This window comes from Providencia sp. PROV073 (assembly GCF_033688125.1).
Classification (GTDB): domain Bacteria; phylum Pseudomonadota; class Gammaproteobacteria; order Enterobacterales; family Enterobacteriaceae; genus Providencia; species Providencia hangzhouensis.
In genome coordinates this window covers 2,230,729-2,245,349 of sequence record NZ_CP096353.1, presented here as the reverse complement: position 1 = coordinate 2,245,349, position 14,621 = coordinate 2,230,729, and the positions used below count along the sequence as shown (strand labels likewise).

The following is a 14,621-nucleotide window of genomic DNA, read 5'->3' as shown; positions in this document are numbered from 1 at the left end:
ATGCCGTACAATCCCGATAATACGTGCGGCTGTATTTGCCGCTGAAGTGGCTGACAAATAAGCAATTGGTGGTATCAGAATTGATTTTTTTCAATAATTGACACGATTCCGCTTGACGGCTGGCAAGGTTTTGGTAACTTTAACTACAACTTAATTCACGAATAAATAGCTGGTGGAAATACTATGACTATCAAAGTAGGTATTAATGGTTTTGGTCGTATTGGCCGTATCGTTTTCCGTGCTGCACAAGAGCGTTCTGACATCGAAATCGTTGCTATCAACGACCTGCTCGATGCAGAATACATGGCATACATGCTGAAATACGACTCAACTCATGGTCGTTTCAACGGTACTGTTGAAGTTAAAGATGGTCACCTAGTTGTAAACGGCAAAAAAATCCGTGTAACAGCAGAAAAAGATCCTGCAAACCTGAAATGGAACGAAGTCGGTGTTGACGTCGTTGCTGAAGCAACAGGTATCTTCTTAACTGATGAAACTGCACGTAAACACATCCAAGCTGGCGCTAAGAAAGTTGTTCTGACTGGCCCTTCTAAAGATGATACTCCTATGTTCGTTATGGGCGTTAACCACAAAGCTTACGCAGGTCAAGAAATCGTTTCTAACGCATCTTGTACAACTAACTGCTTAGCTCCACTGGCTAAAGTTATCAATGACAAGTTCGGTATCGTTGAAGGTCTGATGACAACAGTTCACGCAACAACTGCAACACAAAAAACTGTTGATGGTCCTTCACATAAAGACTGGCGTGGTGGTCGTGGTGCTGCTCAAAACATCATCCCTTCATCAACCGGTGCTGCTAAAGCCGTAGGTAAAGTTATCCCTGAGCTGAACGGTAAACTGACTGGTATGTCTTTCCGTGTACCTACTCCTAACGTATCAGTTGTTGATTTAACTGTTCGTTTAGAAAAACCAGCAACTTATGCTCAAATCTGTGATGCTATCAAAGAAGCAGCTGCAGGCGAACTGAAAGGCGTTCTGGGTTACACTGAAGATGACGTTGTATCAACTGACTTCAACGGTGAAAAACTGACTTCAGTATTTGATGCTAAAGCAGGTATCGCACTGAACGACAACTTTGTTAAATTAGTTTCTTGGTATGACAACGAAACGGGTTACTCTAACAAAGTTTTAGACCTGATCGCTCACATCTCTAAATAAGAGCTGTAATGTAATCTGTCTAACTGAGCCGCCAATTTGGCGGCTCTTTTGTATCGTATCCAATAACAAATTAACACTTCATATTTTCTACAATATCGCTTATGGTTGATCTTCTATTGGATACGCTATAAACATGACTTATTTTAGAACGAATACGATTCACTGCGGCTTTAAGTATGCCACACAGGAACTTCTAAATAATTTAAGTGAATGAACACAGGCCTAATACCATGCACGACAAACTTTTTGCACTACCAGTCATTAAACAAGTCTCTGCTTACATTACTCAACGCCAACTCGATGAGCTCCCACTTATTGTTATTTCACATCCCAAAGTACGTGGTGCTGTCAGTTTACAAGGCGCTCAACTTATTGATTGGCAACCCGCGGGGCAAAAACCTTGCTTATGGCTAAGTTCAGAAAGTGCCTTTAAAGAAGGCGTTGCTATTCGCGGTGGTATTCCTATTTGTTGGCCTTGGTTCGGTCCTGTTGCCAGTCCTAGTCATGGTTTTGCACGAATTTTACCTTGGCAATTCACCGCACATAATGAACATGAAGATGGTGTTATTTTAACCTTCACGTTAACGGATACCGACTATACCCGTAAATTATGGCCCCATGAGTTCACCCTGATCTTACGTATGAAACTTGGGGAAACATGTGAACTTGAATTAGAAAGTTATGGAGATTTCGAAACGACTGCCGCATTGCATAGTTATTTCAATATCAGTGATATCCAAAAAGCCACCGTCTATGGGTTAGGCGGCCACTACTTCGATAAAGTCGCAGATAAAGAAGCTTATGTGAATGAGCCACTCAAATTTAATAAGCACACCGATCGTATTTATTCAGAACCGGAAGAATACAGCTTATTACGTGATGATGGCTGGGCACGTACAATAGAAATTCACCATTACCATAATAGTGATGTTGTCTGTTGGAACCCTTGGGCAGAATTATCATGTAGCATGGATGACATGCCAAATAATGGGTACAAACAAATGGTTTGTGTAGAAACGGCAAGGATCAACGTCCCGATGAAAAGTGAAGCACAACACCCTGCTCGTCTTTCTTTAGTGATGGTCAGTCGCGATAATAAGCCGCAAGATTAATTATCCATTCTAAGAATATAAATTTTCTAGATAGATAACTAGATAGATAAAATTAGCCCCTGATAATTGTAAGAATATCAGGGGCTAATTAATTTAATTTTCTATCACAAACTTAGAATGTGTAAGTGACACCTGTCCACATAATGGCGGAAACATCTTTATTTACCATTGGGCTATCTTTCACTTCACTTGGTAGGCGGTCAACACGGCCCATTGCGAATACAGTCCAATTTTCATCAAAGCGGTAATTTCCTGTCACTTCAATGTATGGTGTCCAACTTGAACCTGGATTATAACGTTTTAAACCGCTATTACGTGATTCTTTTGAAGACACGCCATATTCATAACGGTTTTGGTTCTTACTATCCCATTTAATACCAAGGCCTGGAGTGATTGACCATTTATCACCTTCAAAACCATACAGGTAGGCAAACTCACCACGAATACCATTACTGATACCTAAGATATCACCAGAAATATTCGTTCTTAGTGTACCCCAATCAGCTTTATGACGATAAGTCAGACCAGTCATCACCGTATCACGGCGACGGTCTAATTCACGCATTGCTTTATCATCATTGTCTTTAGGTTTAAAAAATTGTGGGTAATAATAAGCATCCAATGATAACTGGTCTTGTGTATCATTCCATAAATAATAACCAGCTGCTAATGTATGAAAATAGAAATTCTCACTATCATAATTAACAATAGGCACTGGCGTGACATAGTCACGGCTCTTAATCCCTTTATAAGGTGTTGACTGAGCTAATACTGAACCACCAACTGACCAAGTTCCTGCAAAGGCGGCCCCAGATAACACACTCAAAGCCACCGCAAGTGTCGTTAATTTAATTGCTTTTGACATATATTCAACCTAAAAATAATGAGAAATAGATCACAGCTATATGTTATAACAATATAGCTATAATCCCAATATGCTTAATCGAAATCACATTTAAAGCTAAATTTTAACTGTTTTTAGCGTGACTGATTAATATTTATTCTACTTTATTTTCATAAGAAACAGGAACTCTTTTTGCTAGCGCACAAAGTAGCTCATAACCAATTGTCCCCGCAGCTTGTGCAACCTCATCAACCGGTAAGTTTTGCCCCCATAACTCCACTCGCTCACCAAGCTTAACATCGCCACAGTCACTGATATCAATTGTCAGCATATCCATTGAAACAGCCCCCAGTAGCGCACAACGCTTTCCTTTGCACCATACAGGCGTTCCATTGGCAGCATGTCTAGGGTAGCCATCTGCATAACCACACGCTACTGTCGCAATACACATAGGTTTAGTCGATGTAAACCGGCTACCATAACCAATTGATTGACCTGCTGGAATTTCATGGATAGCGATCACTTCTGACTGTAAGGTCATCGCCGCCTTCAAGCCCAACCCAGATATATCAGTAGACTTTCCACTTGGAGAAGCGCCATACAGTAAAATACCTGTACGAATCCAATCATATTGTGTGTGTTTATGCCACAGTGTTGCCCCTGAATTTGCGATGCAGGTTTCTAAAGATAAGTGTTCAAATTGCTGGATTTGTTGAAAAGGTTCAGTAATGCCCGTTTTGGTATCTGAATTAGCAAAGTGACTCATTAACGTTAAACTGCGTACATTCGGCATTTTAGATAACCGTTGTACCACACTTTCGTATTCGCTCGGTGAAAAACCTAATCGATTCATGCCGCTATTTAGTTTTATATAGACTGAAATAGGTGATGATAATTGTGCATTTTCAATAGCAAACAATTGCCACTCACTATGAACGCTGGTTGTTAAATTATACTGGTCAATCAATTGTAAGTCTTGTGGCTGGAAGAAACCTTCTAACAACAGAATTGGCCCTTTCCACCCTTCTTTTCGCAATAAAATGGCCTCATCAAAATCCAATACCCCAAAACCATCCGTTTCTTTTAATGCAGGCCAAATCTGCTTGATACCGTGACCATAACCGTCTGCTTTCATGACTGACCAAATTTTCGAGTTTCCAACATGTTGCCGTACAATAGCCAAATTATGTTGTAAATTTTGTAGATGAATAACAGCACTTATAGGGCGCGGCATTTTAATTCCTTAGTACATTTAATTAATTCTAAAATTACAATGATGCCAAAACATCAAACGCTTAACGTGCTGGAGTTAAATCACCATGAGTAACCAGTTTGGTATTAAAGCCATCAAGGTACCTAAATACCGATAAATCATCAGACGCTATCTCTGGTGTGTTCCCTGAAATTAAATCTGCTAGCAGTTTTCCTGCACCACAAGCCATTGTCCAGCCCAGCGTCCCATGCCCTGTATTTAAATATAAATTACTGTATGCAGTCGGCCCAACTATTGGGGTACCATCCGGTGTCATTGGGCGCAGCCCCGTCCAAAATTGCGCTTGTGCAATATCACCACCGCCTTGATATAAATCTTGTACCACCATTTTTAATGTTTCGCAGCGTTTTTTCAGGATATTCAAATTAAACCCAACGACTTCAGCCATTCCACCGACACGAATACGCTTGTCAAACCGCGTTACTGCAATTTTGTATGTTTCATCCAAGATAGTAGACATTGGGGCACGCTGTTCATCAATAATTGGCATCGTCAATGAATAGCCTTTGAGTGGGTAAACCGGAATTTGAACCAGACGTTGTAGCATTGAGGTGGAATAAGAGCCCATCGCTACTACATATCGGTCCGCTTGCAAAATTTCACCATCTATTTTAACGCCGCTAACTTTGTTACCTTCGGTTAAAATCTGTTCAATCCGGCTACCAAATTTGAATTGGACTCCCGCATTTTGCGCCATTTTAGCCAGTTTTTTGGTGAACTGCTGGCAATCCCCTGTTTCATCATTGGGTAATCGCAACCCCCCTGTAAGCTTGTGCTTGACAAACTCTAACGCAGGTTCCGCTTTAACTAATTCATTAGACGTCAATAATTCGTATGGAACACCTTCTTGCCGTAAGACCGCAATATCATTCGCTGCATTATCAAACTGCTCTGCCGTACGAAAAAGCTGTAAGGTGCCACCTTGACGAGCTTCATATTCAATGCCTGTATCCACTCTTAATTGGCGAATACAATCACGGCTGTATTCTGCAATGCGCACCATACGGCTTTTATTCATCGCATAATGTTGGATATCGCAGTTTTTTAGCATCTGCCACATCCAACGCAGTTGAAATAACGTACCATCTGGACGTATTGCCAAGGGCGCATGTTTTTCAAACATCCATTTCACGGCTTTAAGGGGGATACCAGGAGCCCCCCATGGGGTTGCATAGCCAGGGGATACTTGCCCTGCATTTGCTGCGCTTGTTTCCTCTGCTACATCATGTTGTCTATCCACCACCAGCACTTCGTGCCCTTCTTGTGCTAAATACCATGCTGTTGTTACACCGATCACTCCCGCACCTAACACTAGAATTTTCATAGCTTCCCCGCAAAATAAAAATATGCATCATTTATTTTAGGATAATATTCTAGAAATTATTTGCCAATGTGGTGGATTAACACTTTTAACAATAAAGTTAAAAAATTTAAATTTCATCACATTTGTTTTACATGTCGATATTAAATACTAGACTAAAATTTAAGCATAAATTTAAATTCTTATAATTCAATTGGATAAAATAATGGCAATTTATCTATTTTGTTAATTCAGAGTTTTCTATCGATTCAAGTGATGCGCCCAATAAAATATGTTTATTTTATTAAACCAATTCGAGGGGTTTTGTCAGCATTAAATTTCAAAAAAACCAACAAAAATTGGTTTTTTCGCTTCATTTTCGTATTCGGTGGCTATGTGACTAAAAACTGTCAATCATTAACGATAAAAAAACCAGCATGCAGATTCAATGCAACATGCTGGCCTTAAGTGTATCACCGCTAATTAATTAGCGACTTTGAGCTAAATCTGAAGGCATATTGCTTTGCATACTATGCCAAATTATTCCACTTTCTTTTCCATAATTACGCACACAATCCATAATACGGTCATAGGCTTGTTCACGACAAAGATGGCTTAATTGTTGATAGAAATTTAACGCTAAACGCCTAGCTTCTGGGTTCGAAAAATAATAGCGACCAACACGGGTATAAAGCCCTTTTAAGCCGTTAATAATCAAGCCATAGATCGGGTTACCGGATGCAAATGCAAGACCACGGAAAATGTTATAATCCAAATCACTAAATGCATCTGAATTATCTTCAACTTTTTCCCGCTCAGCTAATACTTCTATTGATTTCTCGGGGTTATTTCGAAAGGCTGTACGGATAAAAATAGCAGCGATATTGGTACGTACTGCCAATAAATTATCGATTAGCTGGGGCACCCTATCGTGATCTAGCCTAGCCAATGTCTCCAAAATATTTAGACCAGACGTTTCCCAATAGTTATTCACTTTAGTTGGTTTACCATGCTGAATGGTTAGCCAACCGTCCCGAGCCAAGCGCTGTAACACCTCACGTAAGGTTGTTCGTGTCACACCAATTAATTCCGAAAGCTCACGCTCTGCGGGTAAAATTGAACCTGGTGGAAAGCGGTTGTTCCATATGCTCTCAATAATATACTCTTCCGCGAAACCAGCCGGACTTTGAGCTTTAATAACCATATTTTTATTATTCCAAACATTTAGACGGATATTGGGCAAATCATACCAGATTGTCATCGTCTGATATAGTTAGACTAAAAATAAAGAGTGAGGCAAATCATAGAATTTCCATATAATTCATAAGCTCTCAATTAGCAAATAAGCTTAAAATCCGCAAAAGATAAGAGTAGTATGTATAGCACAATACACGACATCCGCATAAAAGAGGATAACGAATCATAATGGATTTTAGTTTAAAAACTGCTTTTTTGAAAAATTTCCTGGGAAATTCGCCTGATTGGTACAAATTAGCAATTATTGTATTTTTAATAGTTAACCCTATTATCTTTTACTTCATCAGCCCCTTCGTCGCAGGCTGGCTATTAGTTGTTGAATTCATATTCACATTAGCAATGGCTCTTAAATGTTACCCATTGCAGCCAGGTGGTCTTTTAGCCATAGAAGCCGTTATTATTGGTATGACCACCCCTGCCCAAATTTCACATGAAATTAGCAATAACCTTGAAGTTATCCTGTTACTGATTTTTATGGTAGCTGGTATCTACTTCATGAAGCAATTACTGTTATTTGTTTTCACCAAACTGTTGATAAACGTGCGCTCTAAACGCATTCTTTCCCTTGCTTTTTGTATGGCAAGTGCATTTTTATCCGCATTTTTAGACGCATTAACCGTTATTGCCGTCGTCATTAGCGTCTCAATTGGCTTTTATTCTATCTATCACCAATATGCCTCTAACCAGCCCAGCAACACTGACCTACAAAATGATGGTTTCATTAATAGTGCGGAACAAAAGCAAACCCTTGAGCAATTTAGGGCATTTTTACGTAGCTTAATGATGCATGCCGGTATTGGTACCGCGCTTGGTGGTGTCATGACCATGGTTGGTGAACCACAAAACCTTATCATTGCAAAGCATGTTAATTGGGACTTCATTACTTTTTATATTCGTATGGCTCCTGTGACCATACCTGTTTTTATTTGTGGCTTGGTTGTCTGTTTTGTTGTTGAAAAGTTCAAGCTATTTGGTTACGGTGCTGAGCTTCCTGACTCTGTACGTCAAATTTTGACTGAGCACGATAAAAAACTGACGGCTAAACGTACCAAAAGAGATCTTGCACAGTTAGTCGTTCAGGGCTTAATTGGCGTGTGGTTAATCGTTGCTCTTGCTTTCCATTTAGCGGAAGTTGGCCTTATTGGTCTTTCTGTTATCGTGCTAACGACCGCATTTTGTGGTATCACAGAAGAACATGCGTTGGGGAAAGCCTTCGAGGAAGCGTTACCCTTTACCGCATTATTAACTGTCTTCTTTAGTATTGTAGCCGTAATCATTGACCAACAACTATTCACCCCATTTATTCAGTTTGTGCTGCAATCCTCTGAGTCGTCACAATTATCATTATTCTATCTATTTAATGGCCTACTCTCTGCCGTATCAGATAACGTATTCGTAGGGACTGTTTACATTACTGAAGCCTTAAAAGCAGCGAATGAAGGTTTGGTATCAATGGAACAATACCAATTCTTAGCCGTAGCAATTAATACAGGTACTAACCTGCCTTCTGTTGCAACACCTAATGGGCAAGCTGCTTTCTTATTCTTATTAACCTCAGCGTTATCTCCACTAATCCGTTTATCCTACGGTCGTATGGTTTGGATGGCTCTTCCATATACCATCGTAATGACTATTGTCGGGTTATTAGGGGTAGAGCTCTGGCTAGTACCAATCACTCATTGGATGGAAAGTATCGGTTTGATTACATTCGCCCAGTAACTATACTTTAAAACAATTAGCCATATACCAATATGGCTAATTGTAATGTTAGGTAAAGCCTTATCTGAAATTGCATTATTTCACTTTAATTGCTTTTTTTATCGAGCTGATAGAGGCAAAATGTGCGCATTACTCAATTAGGATACTAAGTATGTTCAGATTTTTTAACTACTGCTCGCAAGGGAGAGGCGCCTGGCTACTCATGGCCTTTATTGCCTTTATGCTCGAGTGTGCGGCCTTATATTTTCAACATGTGATGAAGCTACAACCCTGTGTTATGTGTGTCTATGAACGTGTTGCATTACTTGGCATTATGGTTGCTGGCTTAATTGGGGCAATAGCACCACGGAATATGGTAATACGCTGGGTAGCAATTCTTATTTGGGTTTACTCTGCTTGGCGTGGCTTAGACCTTGCATGGGAACATACCATGCTACAACTTTATCCTTCTCCATTTGCTTCTTGCGATTTTTTCGTTAATTTCCCTGATTGGTTACCATTACAAGAGTGGGTCCCTGCAGTGTTTGAAGCAACAGGTGACTGTGCCGTTAGGCAATGGGCATTCTTAGGGCTTGATATGCCACAATGGTTAATTGGTATCTTCGCTGCTTATCTCTTAGTTGCAATCATTGTTATCATCAGCCAATTCTTCCCAGCCAAAAAATAATCTTTAAAACCCCAAATGTTAAATTCAACATTTGGGGTTCCTAAACAATAACATCTATCTATTGAATGACTCTCTCTAATTTCACAGGGATATTTTTATACGCAGGAATACCACATTGCGGGTCGAAATTATCTAATGAAATTAAATTATTGGCTTCAGGGAAATAAGTTGCAACACTTCGGTCTGCCATATCATAGATCACCACAGTGAGGTTATCTAAACGGCGTTTTGTTGGTTTCTGCTCGCGGTCTAATGCGATGAGATTAACTTTATCTCCCGCTTGTAACTTCTGTTTTTGGGCTTCTGCACCACTGATGAAAACAACATCTCGTTGCCCAAACACACCGCGATATCGGTCATTTAATCCATAAATTGTAGTATTATATTGGTCATGGCTACGTAATGTTGCCAAAATGAGTTCACTGTTAACTGCTGAGTTCGGGTCTTCAATAACACCTTCTGTCGGTACAAAGTTAGCTTTGCCTGATTGCGTTAACCAACGACGCTCAGAAGCCGCATTAGTCAGATGGAATCCTCCGGGTATTTTAATGCGTGCATTATAATCATCAAAACCAGGTAATACCGCTTCCATTGCGTCACGAATTAAATCGTAATTGCCGATAAAGTCATCCCATTCAACTTTACTCTGCGGTATTGTCGCTTTAGCTATCCCTGCAATAATCGCACACTCAGATTTAAGATAAGGGCTACACGGTTTAAGTAAACCTTTTGAAGCGTGAACCATCGACATTGAGTCTTCTACGGTCACACATTGCACACCACTGCTTTGCCTGTCTATTTCACTGCGACCTAATACAGGTAATAAAAATGTCTGCTTAGCGGTTAATAAATGGGAGCGATTTAGTTTAGTTGCTGTGTGCACCGCTAAATCAAGCTTTTTCATACCTGCAAAACAAGCGTCTTTATCTGGCATGGCAACTGCTAAGTTTCCGCCCATGCAGATTAAAGCCTTCGCTTTTCCTTCAGAAATGGCTTGCATGCTCGCGACGGCTGCATGACCAAATTCGCTTGGTGGTTTAAAACCAAATCGTTGTTCAATTTTGTCTAAAAAGCTTTTTGACGGTTTTTCCGTAATACCAACGGTTCTATCACCCTGAACATTCGAATGACCACGCAGAGGGCAAATTCCCGCACCTTCCCGACCAATATTACCTTTCAGTAGTAATAAATTAACGAGTTGCTGAACGTTTTGCGTACCATGCTCGTGCTGAGTGATCCCCATGCCATAACAAATAATGGTACTTTTTGCCTCAATATAAAGATCCGCAATCTCTTCGATAGACTCACGCGGTAAGCCAGAAACCCTTAAAATATCTTTCCAACTCGTTGTCAGTAAGTCATTTTTTAAAGCTTCATAACCCTGTGTATGAGTTGATATAAATTCAGTATCAAGAATAGGCTCTTTTCCTGCATCGACTGCAGCTTGGTGTTTTTCAATCAATAACTTCATCACACCTTTAAGTAACGCAGTGTCTCCACCAACACGAACTTTATAATAGTGTCCAGCTAAAGGAGTAGACTCTAACGTGAGCATTTCTACCACGTCTTGCGGATAGGTAAAGCGCTCAAGACCACGCTCTCTTAAAGGGTTTATTGCAATGATCTTTGCGCCGCGTTTAGAAACTTCACGCAATGAGCTCAACATCCTCGGGTGGTTAGTCCCAGGGTTATGACCTATACAAATCACTAAATCTGCTTTATCAAAGTCGTCTAATAATACCGTCGCCTTACCGACACCAATAGAGTTAGCAAGACCAACACTCGTTGGCTCATGGCACATATTTGAACAGTCTGGAAAATTATTTGTTCCATATTCACGAGCCAGTAATTGATATAAAAATGCGGCTTCATTTGAAGTCCGGCCGGAGGTATAAAATTCAACGGTATTTGGGTCTGAATAACTTTGTAAACGCGTACCTATTTGTTGAAAGGCTTCTTCCCATTCGATAGGTTCATATTTATCTGTTTGTGAATTATATTTCATGGGGTGAGTTAAACGCCCTTCATCTTCTAAATGAAAGTCATCCCATTCGAGTAATTCTGTTACAGTATATTTAGAAAAAAATTCCGGGGTTGTTTTTTTAGATGTTGCTTCCCAAGCAATTGCTTTTGCGCCATTTTCACAAATATCAAATGATGCTGTATGGACAGGGTCAGGCCACGCACAACCAGGGCAATCAAAGCCATCCACCTTATTCATTTCAAACATTGCAATGATATCGTGTCCTACTTTCATTTGGCCACGTAAAGCTTCTGCAACTGCTTTTACAGCCCCCCAACCCGCAGCGGGGCCATCATACTCTTCAATTTTCTTTTTCATTAGGCATTACTCTTTAATAAATGGAAATGTCTTTATATATGCTTTTATAATTATTTAAACTTTTCTTTATTATTTAATATTAGTAACTTCGCCGTTAAATATCAATAATTAAAATAAACACTTAAATAGATGTTCATAATTAGATGATTTATAAATGAGCAATTAGAATATAATTAAAAAAAGAAATGATGAATATTAATTTAACATTCAGTTATAATAAATGCATGAAGTTAATTAACTTTCCATTAAAAGAAAATTAATTAACTTCATAAAAAGAAGAGTTATATACAAGAGCCAGATTGTATAATGTCAACAGCACAACGTTTACCATTCGCAAATTGGCATACTGCAGTTTGTGACCCATTTAATTCTAATGTGAGTGCGGGCAACCCACCCGCTGACATACAAGCTTCTTGTGCACCGGGGCCTAAATTGACCACTTGTTGAGCATACTGACTCGCAGAATGTTCCACCGATTTATCCACATTTGAACTACCACACGCAGATAACATGACAGATATAACGCCAATAAGTGACATTGCTATTATTGGCTGAAAAAAATGATTAACCCTATGCCTCATTCCCTGCTTCTCCTATCATGCTACCTGAACATTTTGCACCAACTGTTTAGTGCCCGCCGCTTTTTGAAAATAAATTGATGACTAAAACACCAATAATAATTAATAGCATACCAATAATTGCAGGTAAATCGAGTTTTTGGTTGTAAATATAAATTGCAGCGACGGAAACCAACACGATCCCTAAACCTGACCAAATTGCATAAGCAATACCCAATGGCATTGTTTTTACTACCTGCGAAAGCCCCCAAAAAGAGACAGCATAGCCAACAATAACAATCAAAGACGGCCAAAAACGACTAAAACCATCAGATGCTTTCAATGTTGTCGTCGCAATGACTTCTGCAATAATAGACATCAACAAAAAACCCAAACCCTTCATCGCCTTTCCTTATTATTAGAATTAGTAATAATGAAACTTATTATTTTCCTATATACAACAAAAAAGCTCTGTCTATCCTGAAAATAACCCAGAGCTTTTATATCTTCTTCATGGTGCTAAGACGAGTTAATGATTTGAAGCTACGTCTATTCTATCAGTAAGAGATTCTCTATAGCGCTTGAATAGATAAACACATAAAGCAAAGGCTATCAGACCGATCGCACCACCAATATAACCAATTTGAGTCATCCCCAAATGAACAATAACTTGGTTACCTAACAGCGCACCAGCGCCAATACCAATATTAAAAATTCCAGAGAAAATTGACATTGCCAAGTCAGTAGCATCTGGAGATAAATCAATCACCTTAACTTGCATCCCTAAGCCAATGCACATCATCGCCATTCCCCAGAACACTGATAACATAACCAAAGACCAAACATCTCTACCTAATGGCATCAGCAATAATAAACAAATCGTCATAAATGCGATTGCTGCAGGTAAAAATGATAATGAAAACTTGCTGCTGTAACGACTAAATATTACGCTTCCGAAAATACCGGCACCACCAAAAATCAGTAGTAGTAAAGTAGCAAAATTTTGGCTTTGCAATGCAACCTCTCGAACAAAAGGTTCAATATAGCTGTAAGCTGTAAAATGTGCGGTAACAGCTAAAACAGTTAATGCGAACATTCCTACGAGTGCAGGCCGTTGGAATAGCATAGGAACACTTTTTAACGAACCAGAATGTTCACTTGGTAAACGAGGTAAAAAACGGATCAACACAACCATAGTAAATAATGCAATGATACCAATACCTAAAAACGTCGCCCGCCAGCCTAAAAACTGCCCAACCACTCGACCAAGGGGAAGCCCTAATACTGTCGCTAAAGCGGTCCCCGTTGCTAATAACCCAAGAGCTTGGGCTTTTTTACCTGCAGGAGCAACCCGAATAGCTAAAGATGCAGTAATTGACCAAAATACCGCATGGGATAATGCAACGCCAATACGCCCTGCTATTAGAATATCAAAACTCCACGCAAACCCTGAAATAATGTGGCTAATAACAAAAATAACGAATAAAAAAGCTAATAATTTGCGACGCTCTATTTTACTGGTTAATAGCATTAAAGGTAACGACATCAAAGCCACAACCCACGCGTAGATTGTTATCATCAATCCAGTATGTGCGACCGTCATATCAAAGCTTTTTGCAATATCACTGAGTAATGCTACAGGCACAAACTCTGTTGTGTTAAAAACAAATGCAGCGACCGCTAATGCTATTACACGGATCCAAGCTGTTTTTCTAGAAACTTGCGTCATATTTCTCTTAGCCTTTACTTTCCCACAAATAACATACACAACGGTTTAATTGTGCGTAAAAATTGCTGCGAAAGGATATTGGTATTTCATACAGGATTGAGTTGTCACTAAGCAAGCTAGGTTGCTAATAACTCTTTTTATGTGAATTGTATCACATTTTTTCATTACTCATAAAGGCTCCTCTTTGCCTAATTGGCAAGAACAATATCATGTCTGCTTATTTTTATTCTCTCGACTATTCTGTTTCATTATTCGTTCAAATTTAAGTCATTTATCTGAATATTTATTACATTCAGTTATCTGAAAATACATCACATTACTTTCTATGCTACAATCTCACTATTATTTTTTATGCTTAAAGGACCGCTTTAATGAAAAACCATTTTCCTACTGAACCTAACGTTAATACCTTAGCAGATGAAGTTACTTGCCTAAAAAACTTATTAACGCATATGCTAAAAGCTATCGGCCAAGCTGATGCAGGTAAGATTTTGGTCAAGATGCAACGTGAAGTTGCACAAATGGAAGACGAAAAACAGGCAGAAACCTATAAAAATACGTTAGAACAGATAAAAACAGCGTATCGCCAATAGATTATTTAGCGATAAATGCTATTTTAAGGATATACATGCTATAAAGTGGT

The 14,621-nt window shown here is 39.3% G+C and carries 13 protein-coding genes; 5 read left to right on the top strand and 8 right to left on the bottom strand.

The genetic code is table 11. The features are described from left to right. The first annotated feature begins 183 nt into the window (after positions 1-183). On the top strand, positions 184-1,179 hold the full coding sequence (gene gapA / locus M1F17_RS10160) for a glyceraldehyde-3-phosphate dehydrogenase (RefSeq protein WP_004254049.1): 996 nt from the start codon (positions 184-186) through the stop codon (positions 1,177-1,179). A 230-nt stretch (positions 1,180-1,409) separates the two neighbouring features. Continuing rightward, complete coding sequence (locus M1F17_RS10155; RefSeq protein WP_004254046.1) at positions 1,410-2,291, top strand: D-hexose-6-phosphate mutarotase; 882 nt, start codon at positions 1,410-1,412, stop codon at positions 2,289-2,291. 112 nt (positions 2,292-2,403) lie between these two features. Here the strand turns inward: M1F17_RS10155 and M1F17_RS10150 are convergent, their stop codons facing one another. The 4 genes from M1F17_RS10150 to fadR form a co-directional block, all read right to left on the bottom strand. Next, positions 2,404-3,156, bottom strand: coding sequence for a MipA/OmpV family protein (locus M1F17_RS10150; protein WP_004254041.1), 753 nt, complete (start codon positions 3,154-3,156; stop codon positions 2,404-2,406). 133 nt (positions 3,157-3,289) lie between these two features. Then, complete coding sequence (gene alr / locus M1F17_RS10145; RefSeq protein ID WP_318836956.1) at positions 3,290-4,369, bottom strand: alanine racemase; 1,080 nt, start codon at positions 4,367-4,369, stop codon at positions 3,290-3,292. 61 nt (positions 4,370-4,430) lie between these two features. Continuing rightward, the gene (locus M1F17_RS10140) at positions 4,431-5,732 is read right to left on the bottom strand and encodes a D-amino acid dehydrogenase (RefSeq protein WP_094960514.1); all 1,302 of its coding nucleotides are present in this window, start codon (positions 5,730-5,732) and stop codon (positions 4,431-4,433) included. A gap of 463 nt (positions 5,733-6,195) precedes the next feature. Next, positions 6,196-6,912: a fatty acid metabolism transcriptional regulator FadR gene (gene fadR, locus M1F17_RS10135; RefSeq protein ID WP_094960513.1), complete on the bottom strand. Its 717-nt coding sequence runs from the start codon at positions 6,910-6,912 to the stop codon at positions 6,196-6,198. Between the two features lie 221 nt (positions 6,913-7,133). Here fadR and nhaB point away from each other — a divergent pair, with 221 nt between their 5' ends. Continuing rightward, positions 7,134-8,684: a sodium/proton antiporter NhaB gene (gene nhaB / locus M1F17_RS10130; protein ID WP_094960512.1), complete on the top strand. Its 1,551-nt coding sequence runs from the start codon at positions 7,134-7,136 to the stop codon at positions 8,682-8,684. A 151-nt stretch (positions 8,685-8,835) separates the two neighbouring features. Beyond that, a complete protein-coding gene (gene dsbB, locus M1F17_RS10125; protein WP_004254030.1) occupies positions 8,836-9,351 on the top strand; it encodes a disulfide bond formation protein DsbB in 516 nt (171 codons plus the stop codon). A gap of 58 nt (positions 9,352-9,409) precedes the next feature. On the opposite strand, the gene M1F17_RS10120 is transcribed toward dsbB, so the two are convergent. The 4 genes from M1F17_RS10120 to M1F17_RS10105 all read right to left on the bottom strand — a co-directional run bounded on the left by M1F17_RS10120 (position 9,410) and on the right by M1F17_RS10105 (position 13,978). Continuing rightward, positions 9,410-11,692, bottom strand: a complete 2,283-nt coding sequence (locus tag M1F17_RS10120) for an FdhF/YdeP family oxidoreductase (RefSeq protein ID WP_318836955.1) — start codon at positions 11,690-11,692, stop codon at positions 9,410-9,412. Positions 11,693-11,973: 281 nt separating this feature from the next. Further along, on the bottom strand, positions 11,974-12,273 hold the full coding sequence (locus M1F17_RS10115) for a DUF333 domain-containing protein (protein ID WP_004254028.1): 300 nt from the start codon (positions 12,271-12,273) through the stop codon (positions 11,974-11,976). Between the two features lie 46 nt (positions 12,274-12,319). After that, positions 12,320-12,652: a DMT family transporter gene (locus M1F17_RS10110; protein WP_004254027.1), complete on the bottom strand. Its 333-nt coding sequence runs from the start codon at positions 12,650-12,652 to the stop codon at positions 12,320-12,322. Positions 12,653-12,778: 126 nt separating this feature from the next. Next, entirely contained in the window at positions 12,779-13,978 is a 1,200-nt protein-coding gene (locus tag M1F17_RS10105) for a sugar transporter (RefSeq protein WP_094960511.1), read from the bottom strand. 371 nt (positions 13,979-14,349) lie between these two features. On the opposite strand from M1F17_RS10105, the gene M1F17_RS10100 reads away from it, so the two are divergent. Continuing rightward, positions 14,350-14,571, top strand: a complete 222-nt coding sequence (locus M1F17_RS10100; protein WP_004253922.1) for a DUF2594 family protein — start codon at positions 14,350-14,352, stop codon at positions 14,569-14,571. Positions 14,572-14,621: the final 50 nt, after the last annotated feature.

What these genes read in the sequence shown, in the direction of transcription:
- M1F17_RS10115 (WP_004254028.1), bottom strand. Translation starts at nt 12,273, where the DNA reads ATGAGGCATAGGGTTAATCATTTTTTTCAGCCAATAATAGCAATGTCA.
- M1F17_RS10155 (WP_004254046.1), top strand. Translation starts at nt 1,410, where the DNA reads ATGCACGACAAACTTTTTGCACTACCAGTCATTAAACAAGTCTCTGCT.
- gapA (WP_004254049.1), top strand. Translation starts at nt 184, where the DNA reads ATGACTATCAAAGTAGGTATTAATGGTTTTGGTCGTATTGGCCGTATC.
- fadR (WP_094960513.1), bottom strand. Translation starts at nt 6,912, where the DNA reads ATGGTTATTAAAGCTCAAAGTCCGGCTGGTTTCGCGGAAGAGTATATT.
- M1F17_RS10110 (WP_004254027.1), bottom strand. Translation starts at nt 12,652, where the DNA reads ATGAAGGGTTTGGGTTTTTTGTTGATGTCTATTATTGCAGAAGTCATT.
- nhaB (WP_094960512.1), top strand. Translation starts at nt 7,134, where the DNA reads ATGGATTTTAGTTTAAAAACTGCTTTTTTGAAAAATTTCCTGGGAAAT.
- M1F17_RS10120 (WP_318836955.1), bottom strand. Translation starts at nt 11,692, where the DNA reads ATGAAAAAGAAAATTGAAGAGTATGATGGCCCCGCTGCGGGTTGGGGG.
- M1F17_RS10140 (WP_094960514.1), bottom strand. Translation starts at nt 5,732, where the DNA reads ATGAAAATTCTAGTGTTAGGTGCGGGAGTGATCGGTGTAACAACAGCA.
- M1F17_RS10100 (WP_004253922.1), top strand. Translation starts at nt 14,350, where the DNA reads ATGAAAAACCATTTTCCTACTGAACCTAACGTTAATACCTTAGCAGAT.
- alr (WP_318836956.1), bottom strand. Translation starts at nt 4,369, where the DNA reads ATGCCGCGCCCTATAAGTGCTGTTATTCATCTACAAAATTTACAACAT.
- M1F17_RS10150 (WP_004254041.1), bottom strand. Translation starts at nt 3,156, where the DNA reads ATGTCAAAAGCAATTAAATTAACGACACTTGCGGTGGCTTTGAGTGTG.
- dsbB (WP_004254030.1), top strand. Translation starts at nt 8,836, where the DNA reads ATGTTCAGATTTTTTAACTACTGCTCGCAAGGGAGAGGCGCCTGGCTA.
- M1F17_RS10105 (WP_094960511.1), bottom strand. Translation starts at nt 13,978, where the DNA reads ATGACGCAAGTTTCTAGAAAAACAGCTTGGATCCGTGTAATAGCATTA.